This is a genomic window from Pontibacillus marinus BH030004 = DSM 16465 (genome assembly GCF_000425225.1).
Taxonomy (GTDB): Bacteria; Bacillota; Bacilli; order Bacillales; family BH030062; genus Pontibacillus; species Pontibacillus marinus.
Genome location: NZ_AULJ01000037.1, coordinates 30171 through 50111, shown reverse-complemented (window position 1 = coordinate 50111; position 19941 = coordinate 30171). Strand labels below are relative to the sequence as shown.

Below are 19941 nucleotides of genomic sequence, written 5' to 3'. Positions count from 1 at the left end.
ACGTTGTGAGAGAATCATACAAACAAGCTGGAGTAGATGTAGAAGCGGGATACAAAGCCGTTGAAGGAATGAAAAAACATATCGAGCGTACAAAACGACCGGAAGTTATGGGGGAGATCGGTCGATTTGGAGGTATGTTTGATCTATCTTTTCTGACATATGATGAACCTGTTCTGATATCAGGGACAGATGGTGTAGGTACGAAGCTGAAAATTGCTTTTGATACTCATCGACATGACACCATCGGGATTGACGCCGTAGCGATGTGTGTGAATGATATTATCGCTCAAGGTGCTGACCCTCTCTTTTTCCTTGATTATATCTCTTGTGGAAAAAATGATCCCAAACAAATAGAAGAAATCGTAAAAGGCATTTCAGAAGGTTGTGTTCAATCAGGCTGTGCCCTTATTGGCGGTGAAACAGCAGAAATGCCTGGGATGTATCTTGAAGGGGAATATGACCTTGCTGGCTTTGTGGTAGGTATTGCTGAGAAACAGAATATTATTACAGGTCATGAAATTGAGCCTGGGGATGTCCTGATCGGAATAGGATCAAGCGGCATACATTCCAACGGTTACTCCCTTGTTCGAAAAGTGATTCATGACAAAGGAATGGATCTCAATCAAGACTATGGTATTTTTGATCAATCACTTGCTGAAGTACTTCTAACCCCTACAAAGATCTATGCGGAAGCCATTAAAGCTTTGAAAAAAGAAGTGTATGTGAAAGGGATATCCCATATAACAGGTGGAGGTTTTGATGAGAATATTCCTCGGATTCTTCCGTCTTCTTATGGGGCATTAATTGAAAAAGGAGCCTGGGAAGTTCCAAGCGTATTCTCCTTTTTGCAACAAGCAGGTGAATTGAATGAACAGGATATGTACAGTGTATTTAATATGGGAATCGGTATGGTAGTGGCAGTTTCACCAGATGATGTGGAGGATGCGTTAAAAGAATTACACGCTTCAGGGGAAAAAGCATGGTCGATCGGCCAAGTAACATACAGCTCGGGGGTTCGTTACCGATGAAACAAAGCATTGCGATTTTTGCCTCAGGTAGTGGATCGAATTTTGATACGATCGCATTAAAAGCTTTAGGGGGAGAATTACCATGTAATGTGAAGTTATTGGTATGCGATAAACCTGATGCTCCAGTTATCCAAAAAGCAGAAACGCTCGGTATTGAAACTCTAGTTTTTCAGCCAAAAAACTTTTCGAATAAGGAAGCTTATGAAAAAATGATTGTACAACGATTAGAAGCTCTCGAAGTGGATTGGCTGATTTTAGCAGGCTATATGCGTTTGCTGGGTGAAACGATGCTTGAGGCTTATCAAGGGAAGATTCTAAATGTCCATCCATCATTACTTCCTTCTTTTCCTGGTAAGGATGCCATTGGGCAAGCGCTTGAGGCGAAGGTGACGGTAACTGGTGTAACCATTCATTTTGTTGATGAGGGGATGGATACTGGGCCGATCATTCAACAGGAATCTGTTGATGTCACGCCTGATGATGATCGAGAATCCTTACAACGTAAAATACAAAAAATCGAGCACGAGTTATATCCAATCGTTATTCATAGATGTGTAGAAGGAGAGATTAAACCATGCCACAAACGAAACGTGCACTCTTAAGCGTATCCAATAAAGAAGGAATTGTAGATTTTGCAAAGCAATTGATTACATTGGGGTATGAATTAATATCAACTGGAGGAACGAAACGAACGCTAGAAGAAGCGGGACTCGATGTGATGTCTATTTCTGATGTGACTAATTCCCCAGAGATTTTGGAAGGTCGCGTTAAAACGTTACACCCTAATGTACATGCAGGTTTATTAGCGAAACGTAATGAATCGGATCACATGAAACAGTTAGATGAGTTAGATATTAATCTGATTGATTTAGTGGTTGTGAACTTATACCCTTTCAAAGAAACAATCTCTAAAGAAGGGGTAACAGAAGCTGAAGCGATAGAGAACATCGATATTGGTGGTCCAACTATGTTACGTGCTGCGGCTAAAAACTTTGAAAGTGTGACAGTAGTAGTTGATCCTCGTGATTATCCTGAGCTGATCATGCGTATGAAAGAAGGAGATTTAACGTATGAAGAGCGTAAACGTTTGGCTGGGAAGGTTTATCAGCATACAGCAGCCTACGACACTTTGATAGCGCAATATTTTCAAGAGTCGCAAGGTGAACAGGCACCTGAGCAATACTCTGTTACATATGAAAAAGTCCAAGATCTCCGTTACGGAGAAAATCCACATCAGAAAGCTGGATTTTATAAAGATCCATTATATAAAGGGGCTTCCCTTGCGAATGCTGAACAATTAAACGGAAAAGAGCTTTCTTATAACAATATCCAGGATGCAAATGCAGCCTTACAAATGGTGCTTGAATATAAACAGCCAGCAGCTGTTGCCGTGAAGCATATGAATCCTTGTGGTGTAGGCGTAGGAGATGATCTTTTCACAGCATACTCTCGAGCTTTTGAAGCGGATCCAGTTTCGATTTTTGGAGGCATCGTTGCTTTAAATCGTGAAGTCGATCAAGAGACTGCAGCTAAAATGAAAGAAATCTTTTTAGAAATCATAATCGCCCCTTCATTTTCAGAAGAAGCGATGGAGTTATTAACAGAGAAGAAAAACTTACGCTTATTGAAAATTGATACAGATCATAGTGATGATGCTACTTCACTTATCACAAGTGTTCGTGGAGGCGTACTTGTGCAGGATGCTGATCAAGGTACATTAGAAGATGTCACGGTTTCGGTGCCAACTGATCGACGCCCTACAGAGCAAGAGTGGGAAGATCTGCAATTTGCCTGGAAAGTTGTGAAGCATGTGAAGTCGAATGCGATCGTTTTAGCGAAAGGACAACAAACCGTTGGCGTTGGAGCAGGTCAAATGAACCGGGTTGGAGCAGCAAAAATAGCGTTTGAGCAAGCAGGTGAAAAAGCTGAAGCTAGTGCTCTTGCTAGTGATGCATTTTTCCCAATGCCAGATACAGTTGAAGCAGCAGCGGAAGCGGGTGTGAAAGCGATTATTCAACCAGGTGGCTCCAAACGTGACCAGGATTCAATCGATGCTTGTAATAAGCATGGTATAGCAATGGTCTTTACAGGTATGCGTCATTTCAAACACTAGGTGAAGGAGTGGGGAGCTTGAATATTCTCGTTATTGGCCGTGGTGGTCGAGAGCATTGTCTTGTGAAGAAAATAGTGGAAAGTCCTAGAGTGGATACGGTTTATGCAGCTCCGGGGAATGCAGGAATGACAGAGGCTGAGCTTGTCTCTATTTCAGAAACAGATGTGGCTGAATTAATCCGTTTTGCTAAAACGAATCAGGTGGCCTGGACAGTTGTTGGGCCAGAAGTACCGTTAATGAATGGGATTGTAAATCAGTTTAGAGAAGCGGGATTAGCGATCTTTGGCCCAACTGAAGAAGCTGCGAGAATAGAAGGCAGTAAAGCTTTTGCTAAGGATATTATGAAGAAGTACGATATCCCTACAGCAAAATATGAATCCTTCTCTTCTTCGGATGAAGCCAAAACTTATGTAAAAGATCAAGGTGCGCCCATTGTTATAAAAGCGGATGGGCTTGCTGCTGGTAAAGGTGTCACAGTAGCGACGAGTGTAGAAGAAGCCATTGAAGCAATTGATATCATAATGGAACAAAGTCAGTTTGGAGATGCTGGGAAAGAAGTTGTCATAGAAGAGTTTTTAGAAGGTGAAGAATTTTCATTAATGGCTTTTGTTCATGGTCGTAACGTATATCCTTTACTTCCATCTCAAGACCACAAGCGAATTTTTGATGGAGATACAGGACCCAATACAGGAGGAATGGGGGCTTATGCTCCTGTACCTCATTTATCCCATGGGGTAATCGAGACAGCTATTAGAGAAATTCTTGAACCAACGGCAAATGCTCTTGAAAAAGAAAATCGTTCGTTTACCGGGATTCTTTATGCGGGATGTATTCAAACCCAAGATGGTCCAAAGGTAATTGAGTTTAATGCGAGATTTGGGGATCCAGAAACAGAGGTCGTTCTTCCTCTGCTTAAAAATGACTTGATACAAGTATTAGAGGATGTTCAGTCAGGCAAAGACCCTCAACTAACTTGGAAAGACGGTTTCTGTGCAGGTGTTGTCGTTTCTTCAGCGGGTTATCCAGGGGAATATCAAAAAGGAAACCTTTTACCTGATATAAAAGGGAGTCACTCTGTAATTCCTATATATGCTGGTGTTCGAAAAGAGGATAATCAGCTTGTGAGTGATGGAGGACGTGTGTTTTTATTAAGTGCTCAAGGTGAGACGCTGGAAGAAACAATCGAATCCATTTATAACACACTTCAAGAATCACAAGTACCGAGTACGTTTTTTTATCGTAGAGATATTGCAAGGAAGGCCATTAGGACTTCCGTTTCCGGATATAAATATACAAAATAGCGACAATACTACCGATGATCAAAGCGATTACAAATGTCATATCTGTCATATATTCAGCTATATTCATATGATTTACCTCCTTCGTTTTTTGTACCGTGATGCTTTTGAGTTAAGAGCATCACGGTACTCTTTTTTTCATTTACGATGGATTAATTCCACTGTCTTCATCATGTTTTTCTTTCTTTTGATCGGCTTGTTGTTGTACCATAGCAGTAACAGGGCAATAACGAACGATCCCCTCTGCTACTTTCATAGCCCCAATCATGGCATACATCATGGAACTCTGTCTCCATGGTTGGCGCACCATACGTGCTGTTGAGTATGCCACTACAGTTAACCCTATTGTTATGCGAATCATTGCGTTAATGATTCCAATGTTTGGACGTACCATCAATAAACCATTCCCTTCAAAACATTAATGCGTTAAATTGAAAATTATGTTACCATTAAAAAATAAAACTAATGTATGGAAAATACTAGGTCTATAATGCCTAGCACACTCCCAAAAGACGAATCAAACAATGGAGGAAGGCCGATGAATGAACACCGTTACCGCTGGCGCAACAAACAACTTCGAGAGCATGTAGCTGTTATGGATGGTTCCATTGCTCCTTCGATTGTGCTGCAAAATGCTACGTATCTAAATGTGTACATGAAACGTTGGATGAAGGCTCATATATGGATCTACGAAGATCGCATTGTTTATGTAGGAGATCAATTGCCATCTCAGAGTGACGAGACAGAATACGTTGATTGCTCCAATCAGTACCTCGTTCCAGGTTACATTGAGCCACACGCGCATCCGTTTCAGTTATATAATCCCCATCGATTGGCACAATATGCATCCCAATCTGGGACAACCACATTAATTAATGACAACCTTGTGTTGCTTTTTTTATTAAAGAAAAAGAAAGCGTTTTCTTTATTGGAAGGATTGAACGATTTACCCGTTTCATTATACTGGTGGAGCAGGTTTGACTCCCAATCCTCATTACAAAATGACGAAGTATTTTTACGAGATCAAGATGTATTAGATTGGCTGCAACATGACGCTGTACTACAAGGCGGAGAACTGACATGCTGGCCAAACGTATTAAAGGATGATGACCGCGTACTCCATTGGATGCAAGAAACGAAAAGAGCTCGTAAACCAGTGGAAGGTCATTTCCCTGGAGCATCAGAACGAACTTTAACAAAAATGAAACTTCTAGGTACGGATGGTGATCATGAAGCCATGACAGGTGAAGAAGTATTTGAGCGACTCCGTCTAGGATACACAGCTGCTCTTCGCTATTCATCAATTCGTCCTGATCTTCCAAAGATTTTAAAAGAAATGAATGACCTTGGCATTGATACCTATGATCGCATCATGCTTACGACTGATGGATCAACTCCTTCCTTTTATGAACAAGGAATTATGGATCGATGTATAGAAATTGCATTAGAGAACAATATTCCTGCGCATGAAGCATATAGTATGGCTTCTTATAATGCAGCTAAATATTTTGGGATGGAGCATCGAATCGGCTCAATTGGTCCGGGTCGTGTTGCTCATATCAATTTTCTCGAAGCGAAGGATCAACCGAGACCAGTGTCCGTTATGGCAAGAGGGAAATGGGTGAAAGGTTACGGAGATGTTCAAAAGTGGAAAGACTCGTTCCCTTGGGCAGAGCATGGAATGGATAAGTTACAATTAGATTGGGATATGACCGATCATGATCTTCAGTTTTCAATTCCCGTTGGCTTACATATGCAAAATGAAGTCATATTAAAGCCCTATACTGTCCAAACCCCACCCGGACAAGACGAAGCCTATCTTACTTTGTTAGATCGAGAAGGGAAATGGAAAGTAAATTCTATGATTAAAGGGTTTACAACGTCGCTTGGTGGACTGATTAGCTCTTATTCCAATACGGGTGACTTGGTGTTAATCGGTAAAGATAAAAAGGATATGAAACTTGCTTTCAATAGGATGAAAGAAATTGGTGGAGGAATCGTAGCTGTCCATGAAGGGCAAGTCGTCTACGAAATTCCGCTGCATATTGCAGGTATGATGTCTGATGTACCAATGGAAGCATTAATTGAACAAGAGAAGGGCTTGAAGAAGCTTTTAGAAGAGCATGGGTATCCATATCAGGATCCGGTGTACACACTCTTATTTTTATCATCAACGCATTTACCTTTTATTCGCATAACACCTAAAGGAATTATTGATGTTAAAAAGAAAGAGGTACTTTTTCCTGCGATAATGCGTTAAAATAGAAGAGGATTAAAGTATAAAATGTTGTTCACAGAGGAAGGGGCCTCTTTGGACAAGTTCTACAAAGAGAAAGTCTTACAAGAAGGTGTGACAAACAATGCAAAAACGATGGATGCTATTGTTGGCAATGGTAACCATATTGGTACTGGCAGCCTGTAGTGAACAATCGAGTAAAGAAAATGAAGAATCAAGTCAAAAAGACAATAATGAAAAGCAGGAACAAAATCAAGAAAAAGAGGATCCTGTAGAAGTTGTTGATAAAGATGAGCAAGAGAATAAGGAAGAGAAAGAAGAAAAGAAAGAGCCTGAGTTTGCTCATATTTATCCTTTAACAGGGAAAGGGACTGATGAGCCTGTAAATCATCGAATTATCTCTGTTATGGTTAACAACCATTCAAAAGCACGACCTCAAACAGGTCTAAATCAGGCAGACATGGTTTATGAAATATTAGCAGAAGGACCGATCACCAGGTTTTTAGCTTTTTATCATACTGAAAAGCCTCCGCTTGTAGGACCTGTCCGTAGTGCGCGAGAATATTATTTCAGAATCGCTAAAGGATATAATGCCCTGTATCTTTATCACGGAGCAGCTCAATACATTGAAGATAAGTTGAAAGCAGGCTATATTGATCATATCAATGGGATGTATTATGATAATGACCGCCATTTATTTAAGCGTGAAAGCTTCCGCTATGCGCCTCACAACTCTTATTTAATGATTCGTAATGTGTATGACGTTGCGAAGCAAAAAGGATACGAGGTGGAGAAAGAGCATAAACCACTTCCATTCTTGAATGATGAACAAATCAAGAATATCAGTGGGAATGAGGCTACAACGATCAATATTACATATTCGGACTCACCTCGTGAAACCGTGAAATTCGAATATAATCAAGATACACAAAAATATACACGTTTCAACGATGGCTCTAAAACAGCCGATTTAAATTCTAAAGAACCCACAACAGTTGATAATGTATTTATCGTAGAAACGGGTCATCAGGTGATTGATAGTAAATTACGCCGTGCCATTGATACAGAATCAGGCGGTAATGGTTATCTGATTCAAAAAGGGAAAGTGCAACAAGTTTCTTGGAAGAACGTAGATGGGCGTATCATCCCATTTAAGGATGGGAAGAAGCTCGGTTTTGTACCAGGAAAGACATGGGTAAACATCGTACCAGAAAGTCCTGGTATTCAACAGTCTGTAACATTCACGAGTCCGCAATAATTAAAGGAGTGTCCAACATGCAAATTGATAAATTAAGAGGAAAAGAACTGGATCAACTATTTCAAGCCATTCTTGCTCTAGAAAGTGTAGAAGAATGCTATGAATTTTTCGATGATCTGGCAACTATGAATGAAGTCCAGTCACTAGCTCAGCGCTTAGAAGTTGCACGCATGTTACGTGAAGGCCATACGTATCATAAAATTGAGAATGACACAGGCGCATCAACAGCAACAATCTCCCGCGTAAAACGCTGTCTTAACTACGGAAACGATGCTTATACGATGGCGCTTGATCGTATTCATAAAGAAGAATAGTTTTTATCATTAAAACGCTCTGGTGTTATGTCGCCTAGAGCGTTTTTTTATCTGTTGTCATTGGCTTAATGTGAAACGCGTTTATGCTGAACACGACAAGAATAGCGACCAAGACGCTTAACAACCCTGCTGCAAATAGGGTGAACTGAGCCGTAGTCGCATCTACCAGGAAACCTCCGGCAACCTGCCCAAGAGGGAGCCCTGCTGCAGATACACTGTTCATAACGCCAAAGACGCGACCATGTTTCCTGTCTTCAATGGTACGTTGTTTATAAGTTGTAACCACTAGATTATAAGGACCAAAGACAAATCCCGCGAAAAAGATTGTAATAAAAGCTAGAAAAATAGTGTTCGAGTATGCGAATGCCATATTGGTAATGCCCCATAAGAGTATAATCACACTCACTGTGAACAAGGGGTTTGCTTTTATTTTAAAGTACCCCCAAATCAACGTTCCAACAATCATCCCAACTGACATTACAGACTTAATCACGCCATATATGCTAGCTCCTTGGTTTAACTCTACCTGTGTAAATAGAGGTAGCGCAGGTTCCATTGGCGCATATGTAAAATAAAACATTGTCGTAGCGATTGTGATGATAAGGAGATCTTTTCGTTTTATCAGGAAGCGGAAACCTTCTTGGAACCAATCTGAACTCTTATGTTCATCCTCTTGTTGGTTATCTTTTTCGTAATATTTATAAGCAGGAATAGTTAGCATAAGTCCGCTGAAAATCCAGAATGTTAATGAGTCAACGATCAGAGTGTAGGAAGGTCCTATAATACTAGTTAACACACCGCCAAGCGCTGGTCCGCTTAAGTAGGCGAGCTGCCAAGTAATTTGGGATAATCCATTTGCTTTTTCTAGTTGCTCATCTGGAACTAGATTAGGGATAACCGTAGCAGATCCTACGCGTGAAATGGTTGATAGAATTCCTGCCATGAACATAATGATCATCAGTGCAGGGAGAGAAAATAATTCTAACCAATAGATTATTGTGATGGAGGAGTATAAGATTCCCCTAGCTATGTTATCAAGGATGAGCAAGTATTTTCGGGAAAAACGATCAAGTAATATTCCCATAAAAAAGCTTGTTACAATCATGGGCACAGCAAAAGCAGAAAGCGCAATCCCAATAAAACTAGCTGAACCTGTCGCCTCTAAAATCAGCCATGAGATTGCAACAACATTAAGTTGGTCTCCAAGCTTCGAAACCGTTCCTCCAATCCAAAATTTCACGAAATCCTTATTTTTTAGTAATTCTTGATATTCACTCATGCTGGTCACTCCTTCTTACTTTTTATCCTATCAACTGCTATGAGATCATCCAACCATTCATAGGTCTGATGGATTCTACGACTTTTGGATGAGATAGGGGGGAGCTCCGCGCAGAAGATTTGGAGATTCGCGCAGAAGAGGGGGAGCTCAGCGCAGAAGTAGGGGAGCTCCGCACGGAAGCAAAGAGCCCTCCACCCAGCAAAAAAAAGCTCTCGACCTGAGTCCCCTCAGATCGAAAGCTTTCCCAAAAATTAACAATCCATTTTACCTTCTAAGAAGCTACGCAGCTCACTAATTGGCATGCGGGTTTGTTCCATTGTGTCACGGTCACGTACAGTTACCTGACCGTCTTCTTGAGAGTCGAAGTCGTACGTGATACAGAATGGTGTGCCGATTTCGTCGTGGCGACGGTAACGTTTACCGATAGATCCTGCATCATCGTAGTCGACCATGAAGTGCTTGCTTAGGTCAGCGAAGATCTCTTTCGCTTGATCTCCAATTTTCTTAGAAAGAGGGAAGATCGCTGCTTTATATGGCGCAACAGCTGGGTGGAACTTCATAACGGTACGAGAAGATCCATCTTCAAGCTCTTCTTCCTCATATGCGTCCGCAATGAAGCTTAGTGCTAAGCGGTCCGCGCCTAGAGCTGGCTCAATTACATAAGGAATGTAACGTTCGTTTGTTTCCTGGTCAATGTACTTGAAGTCCTCGCCAGAATGTTCAGCGTGCTTACCTAAGTCATAGTCGGTACGAGACGCAATGCCCCAAAGCTCGCCCCATCCCATAGGGAACTTATACTCAATGTCAGTGGTTGCATTAGAGTAGTGGGATAGCTCATCTGCATCATGCTCACGAAGACGGAGGTTTTCATCCGCAATGCCTAGAGATGTTAGCCAATTGTGACAGAAGTCTTTCCAGTACTTATACCAATCAAGTTCTTCACCAGGCTTACAGAAGAATTCCATTTCCATCTGTTCGAATTCACGAGTACGGAAAATAAAGTTACCAGGTGTGATTTCGTTACGGAAGCTTTTACCGATTTGGCCAATTCCAAACGGAAGCTTTTTACGCATAGAACGCTGAACGTTTTTGAAGTTCACAAAGATACCTTGTGCTGTTTCAGGACGAAGGTAGATATCATCCGTAGCACCTTCTGTAACACCTTGTTGCGTTTGGAACATCAGGTTGAACTGACGAATTCCAGTGAAGTTTTGCTCGCCACAAGTTGGGCATACAATGTCATGCTTTTCGATTAGCTTTTCCATTTCATCAAAAGGAAGGCCATCGACTACCATTTCATTACCTTCTGCTTCAAGCTTGTTTTCGATCAGCTTATCTGCGCGGTGACGGGATTTACACTCTTTACAGTCGATCATTGGGTCATTGAAGTTACCAAGGTGACCAGAAGCTTCCCAAGTTTTCGGGTTCATTAAGATTGCAGCATCCAAACCAACGTTCATTGGGTTCTCTTGAATGAACTTTTGCCACCAAGCGCGTTTTAAGTTGTTCTTAAGCTCAACGCCTAATGGACCATAATCCCACGTATTCGCAAGTCCGCCGTAGATTTCAGACCCCTGAAAAATAAAACCACGGTGCTTGGAATGAGATACTAACTGTTCCATGTTTACTGACATATTCATGTCCTCCTTATTAATTAAGTATTATAAATCGAACCAACAAAAAGATACGGGTGCAACACGAGACCATAAAAAAACTCTCATCGCTGGGCGTCGTGTTGCCCAGGGACGAGAGTTATACCCGCGGTTCCACCCTGATTGATGCTATAAAAAAGCATCCACTTTATACGTGCATATTCGGGAGTGCCGTTTCCTTCATCCGTTCTCCAGGCTTTCACCACCCCTGGATCGCTTTTGTGAAGAGGGATCAAGTACTATTTCTCCGTCATCATATGTAAATATTGATTTTGGTGAATCTATAGTAGCACAGCTCCTGCGCTAGCACAAGTCTGCACTCGAACAGCTTTAATCTTTTGGAACACGAAGGCTGTCTAAAAGAATGTAACCAAAAACGATGCCAGCTAACCTTTGATAAGTGCTATAATAATACCACTTAGTCGTAATAAAAGGTAAATATTCTTCGATTTGCAGATGGGTCCAAACCCAGAGTAAGGCAATATAAGCGGTAGGGATTCCAACTGCTAAGAATTTAATCCAATCAAATCCCCATTTTGTTTCTTTTCTAGTTAACCAACTTCCAGGTATTTTCATAGCCAAGCCTAAAAGTATTGGAAACAGCGTAACACCTATAACATAAGGGAGACGTTCATATTCTACATTCATATGCATTCTGAGGCGATATAGCTGGTATCCATTTTGATACATTATGACTCCTATCAAAATCGTCCAACCAAAATAAAACAAAAACCGTTTCATGATCCTCCACCTCCTCACTCTTTTGGAAAAAATATCAATCCTTATTTATTAATTCTACAAATTCCTACCGTTCCCCTTTCGATTGCTACACCGATTTTTGATATAATAAACAGATGGAAAATGTAAAACGGAGGCTACACCCATGTATGACATGAAGCAATGGGAGCATGTGTTTAAGCTTGATCCCAATAAAGAGATATCAGATAAAGATTTAGAAGAAATTTGTGAGTCTGGAACGGATGCGATTATTGTAGGAGGAACGGACAACGTTACGCTCGATCAAGTTCTCTCCCTCTTAGCAAGCATTCGTCGCTACACTGTACCGGTGATTCTAGAGGTATCTAACCTTGAATCGATTACACCTGGCTACGATTATTATTTTGTGCCTACTGTCCTTAATAGTTCAGAGAAAAAGTGGACGATGGATCTTCACCATCGGGCCGTGAAAGAATACGGAGACATTATGGACTGGGACGAAATTTTTGTTGAAGGTTATTGCATCTTGAATCCTGAAGCGAAAGCCTATCAGGTGACCAACAGCAAAATGCCAGACCAGGAAGATACCATAGCCTACGCGCAAATGGCTGAAAAAATGTTCCGATTGCCGATTTTTTATATGGAATACAGCGGAACCTATGGGGATCCTGAACTCGTCAAAAAAGTAAAGGACAAGCTAGACGATACACTCCTGTTTTATGGCGGAGGTATCACATCCAAAGAGCAAGCTCTTGAAATGAAGGAACATGCTGACGTTATTGTGGTTGGCAATATTATTTATGAAAACAAAAAAGCAGCCCTTAAAACAGTTAAAGCGATAAAAGAACGAGATTAAAGGAAGGTGTTTCCCTTGAACCCGTTACAAAATGATTTACTTAGTGGTTTGAATAAAGAACAGCAGGAAGCCGTAAAGAAAACAGAAGGTCCTCTCCTAATTATGGCAGGCGCCGGGAGTGGTAAGACACGCGTTCTGACTCATCGTATTGCGTATCTTCTCGGTGAAAAAGACGTATCTCCACGAAATGTACTCGCCATTACCTTCACGAACAAAGCAGCCCGTGAGATGAAAGAACGTGTTGCAGATATCGTAGGACCTGACGCAAATGAAATGTGGATCTCGACTTTCCACTCCATGTGCGTACGCATTTTACGTCGAGATATTGATCGTATTGGGATTGATCGTAACTTTTCTATTCTCGATACGACTGATCAGCTTTCCGTCATTAAGCAGGTCCTTAAAGACTTAAACCTCGATCCTAAAAAGTTTGATCCACGCGCAATGCTGGGTACAATCAGTAGTGCCAAAAACGAATTAAAAACAGCTGAAGATTACAATAAGACCGTTGGAAGCTACTACGATCAGCAAACGGGTAAAGTTTATGAGAAGTATCAAAAAACACTTCGCAAAAACCAATCACTCGACTTTGATGATCTCATCATGCAGACGCTTACGTTATTCGATCGTGTTCCAGAGGTTTTGGAATACTACCAACGTCGCTTTCAATACATTCACGTTGATGAGTACCAAGATACAAACCACGCACAGTATCAACTAGTAAAACTTTTAGCAGATCGTTTTCAAAACTTGTGTGTTGTTGGTGACTCTGACCAGTCTATTTATCGTTGGCGTGGAGCGGATATCGCAAATATTCTATCCTTTGAAAGTGACTATCCCAACGCTAAGGTTATTATGCTTGAGCAGAACTATCGCTCAACGAAAAGCATCCTTAATGCAGCGAACGAGGTTATTCAACAAAACTCTGGTCGTAAGCCGAAAAATCTTTGGACGGATAATGATGATGGTGAAAACATTCAATACTATCAGGCCCCAACCGAGCGTGATGAAGCTCTTTATGTAGTGAATAAAACAGAAGAATATATCCGCTCAGGCGATTATAAATACAAAGATGTAGCAATTTTATATCGTACGAATGCGCAGTCTCGTACGATTGAGGAAACGTTTGTAAAAGCAAACGTACCTTATCAGATAATCGGAGGCACGAAGTTCTACGATCGTAAAGAGATTAAGGACATTCTAGCTTACCTTCGTCTAGTTTCGAATCCGAATGATGATATTTCCTTCTCTCGTATTGTCAATGAACCGAAGAGAGGCATTGGAAAAACTTCTTTAGAAAACTTGCAAATGTACGCGGCGCAAAATGACTTATCGATGTACGAAGCCGTAGGAGAAGTTGAATTCGTTGGTCTGAGCAAAAAGGCGACGAATGCATTAAAAGAGTTTGGCTCCATGGTTAAGAACTGGCACCAACAACAGGACTTTCTTTCGGCTACAGATCTAGTCGAAGATGTTTTAAAGAAAACCGGTTATGAAGAGATGCTAAAAAATGAAAAGTCTCTTGAAGCTCAAAGCCGTCTTGAAAACATTAACGAGTTCTTGTCTGTTGCACAGGACTTTGAGAAGAATAACGAGGACAAGAGTTTAATTGCATTTCTAACAGACTTAGCCCTTATTGCAGATATCGATAAAGTGGACGATGACCCATTTGCTGATAACAAAGTAACACTCATGACGCTTCACTCTGCAAAAGGTCTTGAGTTCCCAATCGTATTCCTAATTGGTATGGAGGAAAACGTCTTCCCTCATAGTCGTTCAATAATGGACGAAGAGGAAATGGAAGAGGAACGCCGTTTGGCTTATGTAGGCATTACGCGCGCTGAGAAACAACTGTTTTTAACTCATGCGAAAATGCGCACGCTATTTGGTAAGACGAATATGAACCCAATCAGTCGTTTTATTGATGAAATTCCAGCGGATCTGATTGAAGGAAGAGATGAATCAGCTGGCTCGTCTCCATTTGGTGGAGGAGGTTTCAGCGACCCAGCCCCAAAAGGATTCAATTCTATGTCAGGTGGCGGTCTGAACGGTGGCATGAACCAGGCACCAAAAGCGAAACAGCAGCCTAAACGTAAAGCAACGATGAACAAGAAGCCATCTACTGGTGGAGAGAGTGTCTCTTGGGCAACGGGTGATAAAGTTTCCCATAAAAAATGGGGAGAAGGTACCGTTGTGAAAGTACAAGGATCTGGAGACTCTATGGAGTTAGATATCGCCTTTCCAGCGCCAACCGGAATCAAACGTGTCCTAGCGAAATTTGCCCCAATTACGAAAGGGTAAACCTTGAGGTGAGTGAATAGATGAGTAAAGATCAAGCAAAACAACAAATTGAAGCATTACGAGAAGAACTCGAACAATACAATTATGAATACCACACGCTAGACCAACCATCTGTGTCGGACTATGAATATGATCAAAAAATGCAAGAACTCATAAAGCTAGAGGAAGAGAATCCGGAACTGCTAACACCGGATTCTCCTTCTCAGCGTGTTGGAGGAAAACCACTTGATGCTTTCCGAAAAGTTCAGCATGCCATCCCAATGCTGAGTCTTGGAAATGCGTTTAATGAGGAAGAGCTTCGTGATTTTGACCGACGTGTCCGAGAAGGTGTAGATGGAGACGTCAATTATGTCTGTGAACTTAAAATCGATGGTCTTGCCATCTCGTTACGTTATGAAGATGGTTTGTTTGTACAAGGGGCTACTCGTGGTGACGGAACAACAGGTGAAGATATTACGCAAAATCTAAAAACCATCAAAAGCATTCCTCTTCGCATTAAAGAAGATGAAACTATTGAAGTGCGTGGAGAAGCATTTATGCCCCAGCGTTCGTTCTTATCATTAAATGAAGCGCGTGAAGCACGTGAAGAAGAGCCTTTTGCTAACCCACGAAATGCAGCAGCTGGCTCGTTACGTCAGCTTGATCCGAAAATTGCTGCTAGCCGTAATCTGGATATCTTTTTGTATGGTGTAGGCCAATGGGATGCAGGTGAACTAGAATCTCATAGTGAGCGTTTAGAATACTTACAAAAATTAGGGTTTAAAACCAATCCAGAGTGGAAAAAGTGTAACGACATCGATGAAGTGATTGACTATGTAAATAAATGGACTGAAGATCGTCCAGGGTTAAGTTATGAAATCGATGGAATTGTAATTAAAGTTGATAACCTAGATCAACAAGAGGAATTAGGTTTTACAGCGAAAAATCCACGCTGGGCGATTGCTTGGAAATTCCCTGCGGAAGAAGCGGTTACCAAGCTTTATGACATTGAACTAAGCGTTGGTCGTACTGGAGCTGTTACACCAACAGCACTTCTGAACCCAGTGAAAGTTGCCGGAACGACTGTACAACGAGCTTCACTACATAATGAAGACCTGATCCGAGAGAAGGATATTCGAATTGGAGATACAGTTGTCATTAAAAAAGCGGGTGACATCATTCCTGAGGTCGTTCGTGTTGTAACGGAAGAGCGTACAGGTGATGAAGAGGAATATCATATGCCTGATCATTGCCCTGAGTGCGGAAGTGAGCTAGAGCATTTAGAAGAAGAGGTGGCCCTTCGTTGTCTGAATCCAAACTGTCCAGCGCAATTACGTGAAGGCTTGATCCATTTTGTTTCTCGTAATGCCATGAATATTGATGGTTTAGGCGAAAAAGTGATTGCACAACTTTTCCGTGAGAATCTCGTTCACAATATAGCTGATCTTTATAAGTTAGATAAAGAGGAACTGTTGAAGTTGGAGCGTATGGGTGAGAAATCAGCTGATAACTTACTATCAGCGATTAACGAATCCAAACAGAACTCGCTAGAACGTCTCTTATTCGGGCTTGGGATCCGTTTTGTTGGTTCTAAGGCGGCTCAAACGTTAGCCGAAGAATTTGAAACGATAGATGGATTGTTGAATGCAAGCTTTGATGATTTAATTGCAGTAAATGAAATCGGGGAAAAAATGGCAGACTCAGTCGTTCGCTATTTTGAAAAGCCTCAAGTAACTGAATTAATTGCAGAGCTAAAAGAGCTTGGATTGAATATGGAGTACTTAGGAAGAAAGAAATCCGATCAACCTGAAGATTCACCTTTTATGGGGAAAACCGTTGTAATCACGGGGAAAATGGAGCAGTATTCACGTGGCGAAGCAAAAGAAAAAGTGGAAGTGCTCGGTGGGAAAGTAACCGGTAGCGTCAGCAAAAACACCGATATTCTTTTAGCTGGTGAAGATGCGGGCTCCAAGTATGATAAAGCGGAACAATTAGGTGTAGATATTTGGGATGAAGAGCGATTTATTGAAGCGTTAAAAGAATAGGGAGAGTGGGGACCATGAAGCGGGTCGCATTTATTTTGTTAAGCTTATTCCTGTTGGTAACAGGATGTGCTCCCGATTATGACGAGCAAGAGGAAGTCATACAGGAAAATCAAAAGAATGATAAACGAGAAAAGGCGATTGTGGCGAAGTACAGCATATCAAAGGATTATTACCGCCCATTAGAAAAATACAAGCCTGGTAAAGCCAGGGGTGTGCTCATGAACCAAGTTGCAAATCGCCTTGATATTGAAGAGATGGAAATTGGTTTAAGACGTCATTCCAAAGATGTATTTGACCCTGAAGATTACTTCTTTCAGGAAGGTCAGTATCTGACAGAAGATATGCTCTATGATTGGTTGGAGCGCAAATTAACGCAACAACAAGTGAATGAGTTATTAGAAGGAGCAAGCCAAGAGTTATCTGCAGAAGAATTACAAAGGGGGTTAAATCCTTCCCTTAAGGATGACGCTACAGAGGAAGATTACCGAGATCGCCCTCGCTATCTCTCCCACATTCTTGAGCATAACTTCCTTCAGAAAAATGAAGACGGAACCGTTGAGGTTGAAGGCATTTCGATAGGGCTAGCTTTACGTTCGACGTATCGCTTTCAGCCAGTTAAATACGGTGCTTATCATTATGAACAAATAAGTCGTGAAGAATCACTAAAACAAGGGAAGCAGTTGGCACAAACCGTTCTTGAACGTATTCGCAAAATAGAAGCGTTAACCGACGTCCCTATTATGATTGCATTGTATCGCCAAGAGGAGCGCGGCTCTATGGTCCCTGGTAATTTCATGACGAAGACAACTGTCAAGGGCAGCGATATGACGATTAAAGAATGGCAGCCAATTCAGGAAGACTATGTCCTTTTCCCTTCAGATGAAGCAAAAGAAGAGCATCGTGATGACTCAGAATTGATTGCAGATTTTCAAGCTAAAATTGCAGAATACTTCCCGAACTACATTGGTGTTGTAGGAAAAGGGTTTTATAAGGACGATGAACTCGCCAAACTCACGATTGATATCCCAATCGAGTTTAAAGGAAAAACTGAAGTGATTGGAATCTCCCAATATGTGTATTCCCTTATTGTTGAGAAATTTCCGACCTACTTTGCCTTAGAAGTGAATATCGAATCCCACAATGGACAGGAAAGCCTGATCTTCCGAGAACCAGGTGATGAAAAACCAACCGTCCACATTTACGGGCAATAACTAGAACCTCCTCTTTGCTAATAAGCTGAGAGGGGGTTTTTGTATGTTCTGATGCTATTGTTAGGCGGACCGCCTGAAAAATTTGATTATCGCTTGCAAATAAGAATAAATCGCCTGAATCTCACTAGCTATCGCCCGCAATTCAACAAGTGTCGCCCGAAAATGAAATGAGAGCGCCTGCAATCACATGAAGATCGCCTGAAGCTCATATTTTATTCGCATCGCTCATAAACAGGAGACTCCGCTCATAAAGCTTACAGATCGATCATAAAAAAGGATAGCCGCTCATACCTAGCCCGCATCGCTCATAATAAAAAAACTCCGCTCAAATCTATCGCATCTCGCTCATAAAGAGGTAATCAATACCTCCAATTTAGGCCCTTGCCCATTTACGTTCCATAAAAAATTATGCTATACTCATCTTAATCCTTTAAAACATAGTAAACTTATAGGGATTGTCAAAAATAAAACCAAATCAAATGAGGTGGAGACATGGGTAGGGAATTTGTTGACCTATTTGATGGCTGGGCTAAATCTTACGACAAAACTGTCTCTGGTGAAGATATAGAATATCGTGAAGTATTCGAGAACTATGACCATATATTAGATTCTGTTGTTGAACATACAGTAGGTCCAAATGTCATCGAGTTTGGTGTTGGGACTGGAAATCTAACACGGAAACTTATAAATAAAGGCTACAACGTATTCGGTGTTGAACCGTCTATGGAAATGCTGAAAATCGGGCAGTTGAAGGTACCTGAAGCTAAGATTCAGGACGGAGATTTCATTCATTTCAAATTACCTGATACCCCAATTCAATCCGTCGTAAGTTCTTATGCTTTTCATCATTTAACAGATGAAGAGAAGGAAGTCGCGATTAAACAATATCGTGAACTTTTGCCAGAGGACGGTGTGATCGTTTTTGCTGATACATCCTTTGAAGATCAGAAAGCAAAACGAAAAATGATTGAGACTGCGATTGCCTCTTATCACCACAATCTTGCCGATGATTTAACAGAAGAGCATTACTCCGAAATCAGCACACTACAATCGATTTGCGAAAAACATGACTTTGAAGTGAAGTTTGAACAAAAAAACAAATACGTGTGGGTTATGACTGCAACACGAAAATAGATATAGAGTAAACCAATTAAATGAAAAGGGAGAGGTTAGAGAATGCCAAAAATGAATGTGGAAAGTTTCAACCTTGATCACACGAAAGTTGCCGCACCTTATGTCCGACTAGTTGGAATTACAGAAGGACCTAGTGGAGATAAGATTTATAAGTACGATTTCCGAATTAAGCAACCAAATAAAGAGCACATGGATATGCCATCTCTTCACTCTTTGGAGCACATGATGGCAGAGTTCAGTCGAAACCATCACGATCACATTTTGGATATTGGACCGATGGGATGTCAGACAGGGTTTTATATTGCACTTTTAAATGACGATAGCTACGAAAATATCTTGAGTGTAATTGAGAGCACACTTAAAGATGTTCTCCAGGCAACAGAAGTTCCAGCCTGCAACGAAGTTCAGTGCGGTTTTGCAGCAAGTCACAGTCTTGAAGGAGCAAAAGCGCTAGCTCAAGATATGCTTGATAAACGTAACGAGTGGACACAAGTTTTTGCAGACGAAAAGTGAGGAGCTT

General features: G+C 41.2%; 18 protein-coding genes. 13 read left to right on the top strand and 5 right to left on the bottom strand.

Annotation, left to right across the window (positions count from 1 at the left end; all coding sequences use genetic code 11):
* The first annotated feature begins 5 nt into the window (after positions 1-5).
* The 4 genes from purM to purD are packed head-to-tail and all read left to right on the top strand — an operon-like array spanning position 6 to position 4442.
* Positions 6-1028, top strand: a complete 1023-nt coding sequence (gene purM, locus H514_RS0108685; protein WP_027446615.1) for a phosphoribosylformylglycinamidine cyclo-ligase — start codon at positions 6-8, stop codon at positions 1026-1028.
* A complete protein-coding gene (gene purN, locus H514_RS0108680) occupies positions 1025-1630 on the top strand; it encodes a phosphoribosylglycinamide formyltransferase (protein ID WP_027446614.1) in 606 nt (201 codons plus the stop codon). The genes purM and purN overlap by 4 nt, the downstream gene beginning before the upstream one ends.
* Positions 1603-3141, top strand: coding sequence for a bifunctional phosphoribosylaminoimidazolecarboxamide formyltransferase/IMP cyclohydrolase (gene purH, locus H514_RS0108675; RefSeq protein ID WP_027446613.1), 1539 nt, complete (start codon positions 1603-1605; stop codon positions 3139-3141). Before purN ends, purH begins: the two co-directional genes overlap by 28 nt.
* A 17-nt stretch (positions 3142-3158) precedes the next feature.
* Entirely contained in the window at positions 3159-4442 is a 1284-nt protein-coding gene (purD, locus tag H514_RS0108670) for a phosphoribosylamine--glycine ligase (protein ID WP_027446612.1), read from the top strand.
* On the opposite strand, the gene H514_RS25365 is transcribed toward purD, so the two are convergent.
* Together H514_RS25365 and H514_RS0108665 are read right to left on the bottom strand one after the other, a co-directional pair.
* A complete protein-coding gene (locus H514_RS25365; RefSeq protein WP_324604037.1) occupies positions 4405-4491 on the bottom strand; it encodes an EYxxD motif small membrane protein in 87 nt (28 codons plus the stop codon). The genes purD and H514_RS25365 overlap by 38 nt on opposite strands.
* Before the next feature lie 90 nt (positions 4492-4581).
* Positions 4582-4833, bottom strand: a complete 252-nt coding sequence (locus tag H514_RS0108665) for a YgaP family membrane protein (RefSeq protein ID WP_051255088.1) — start codon at positions 4831-4833, stop codon at positions 4582-4584.
* Positions 4834-4977: 144 nt separating this feature from the next.
* Here H514_RS0108665 and H514_RS0108660 point away from each other — a divergent pair, with 144 nt between their 5' ends.
* From H514_RS0108660 to H514_RS0108650, 3 genes are all read left to right on the top strand, one after another.
* Positions 4978-6699 (top strand): adenine deaminase C-terminal domain-containing protein, encoded by a 1722-nt coding sequence (locus H514_RS0108660; protein ID WP_027446610.1) that lies wholly within the window; start codon positions 4978-4980, stop codon positions 6697-6699.
* A 100-nt stretch (positions 6700-6799) separates the two neighbouring features.
* Positions 6800-7933: a DUF3048 domain-containing protein gene (locus H514_RS0108655; protein WP_027446609.1), complete on the top strand. Its 1134-nt coding sequence runs from the start codon at positions 6800-6802 to the stop codon at positions 7931-7933.
* A 17-nt stretch (positions 7934-7950) separates the two neighbouring features.
* Positions 7951-8247 (top strand): YerC/YecD family TrpR-related protein, encoded by a 297-nt coding sequence (locus H514_RS0108650; protein ID WP_027446608.1) that lies wholly within the window; start codon positions 7951-7953, stop codon positions 8245-8247.
* A gap of 34 nt (positions 8248-8281) precedes the next feature.
* Here H514_RS0108650 and H514_RS0108645 read toward each other — a convergent pair whose 3' ends face one another.
* From H514_RS0108645 to H514_RS0108630, 3 genes are all read right to left on the bottom strand, one after another.
* Positions 8282-9526 (bottom strand): MFS transporter, encoded by a 1245-nt coding sequence (locus H514_RS0108645; RefSeq protein WP_027446607.1) that lies wholly within the window; start codon positions 9524-9526, stop codon positions 8282-8284.
* Positions 9527-9777: 251 nt separating this feature from the next.
* The gene (locus H514_RS0108640; protein WP_027446606.1) at positions 9778-11160 is read right to left on the bottom strand and encodes a glycine--tRNA ligase; all 1383 of its coding nucleotides are present in this window, start codon (positions 11158-11160) and stop codon (positions 9778-9780) included.
* Between the two features lie 348 nt (positions 11161-11508).
* Positions 11509-11919: a hypothetical protein gene (locus H514_RS0108630; protein ID WP_027446605.1), complete on the bottom strand. Its 411-nt coding sequence runs from the start codon at positions 11917-11919 to the stop codon at positions 11509-11511.
* A gap of 142 nt (positions 11920-12061) precedes the next feature.
* Between H514_RS0108630 and pcrB the strand changes: the two genes are divergently transcribed.
* The 6 genes from pcrB to H514_RS0108600 all read left to right on the top strand — a co-directional run bounded on the left by pcrB (position 12062) and on the right by H514_RS0108600 (position 19934).
* Positions 12062-12751 (top strand): heptaprenylglyceryl phosphate synthase, encoded by a 690-nt coding sequence (pcrB, locus tag H514_RS0108625; protein WP_027446604.1) that lies wholly within the window; start codon positions 12062-12064, stop codon positions 12749-12751.
* Positions 12752-12766: 15 nt separating this feature from the next.
* A complete protein-coding gene (pcrA, locus tag H514_RS0108620) occupies positions 12767-15052 on the top strand; it encodes a DNA helicase PcrA (protein WP_027446603.1) in 2286 nt (761 codons plus the stop codon).
* A 20-nt stretch (positions 15053-15072) separates the two neighbouring features.
* Positions 15073-17076 carry an NAD-dependent DNA ligase LigA gene (gene ligA / locus H514_RS0108615; RefSeq protein WP_027446602.1) on the top strand — a complete coding sequence of 668 codons (2004 nt, stop codon included), beginning with the start codon at positions 15073-15075 and terminating at the stop codon, positions 17074-17076.
* A 14-nt stretch (positions 17077-17090) separates the two neighbouring features.
* Positions 17091-18287, top strand: a complete 1197-nt coding sequence (locus tag H514_RS0108610; protein WP_027446601.1) for a CamS family sex pheromone protein — start codon at positions 17091-17093, stop codon at positions 18285-18287.
* Between the two features lie 492 nt (positions 18288-18779).
* Positions 18780-19421: a class I SAM-dependent methyltransferase gene (locus tag H514_RS0108605; protein ID WP_027446600.1), complete on the top strand. Its 642-nt coding sequence runs from the start codon at positions 18780-18782 to the stop codon at positions 19419-19421.
* A gap of 42 nt (positions 19422-19463) precedes the next feature.
* The gene (locus tag H514_RS0108600) at positions 19464-19934 is read left to right on the top strand and encodes an S-ribosylhomocysteine lyase (protein WP_027446599.1); all 471 of its coding nucleotides are present in this window, start codon (positions 19464-19466) and stop codon (positions 19932-19934) included.
* Positions 19935-19941: the final 7 nt, after the last annotated feature.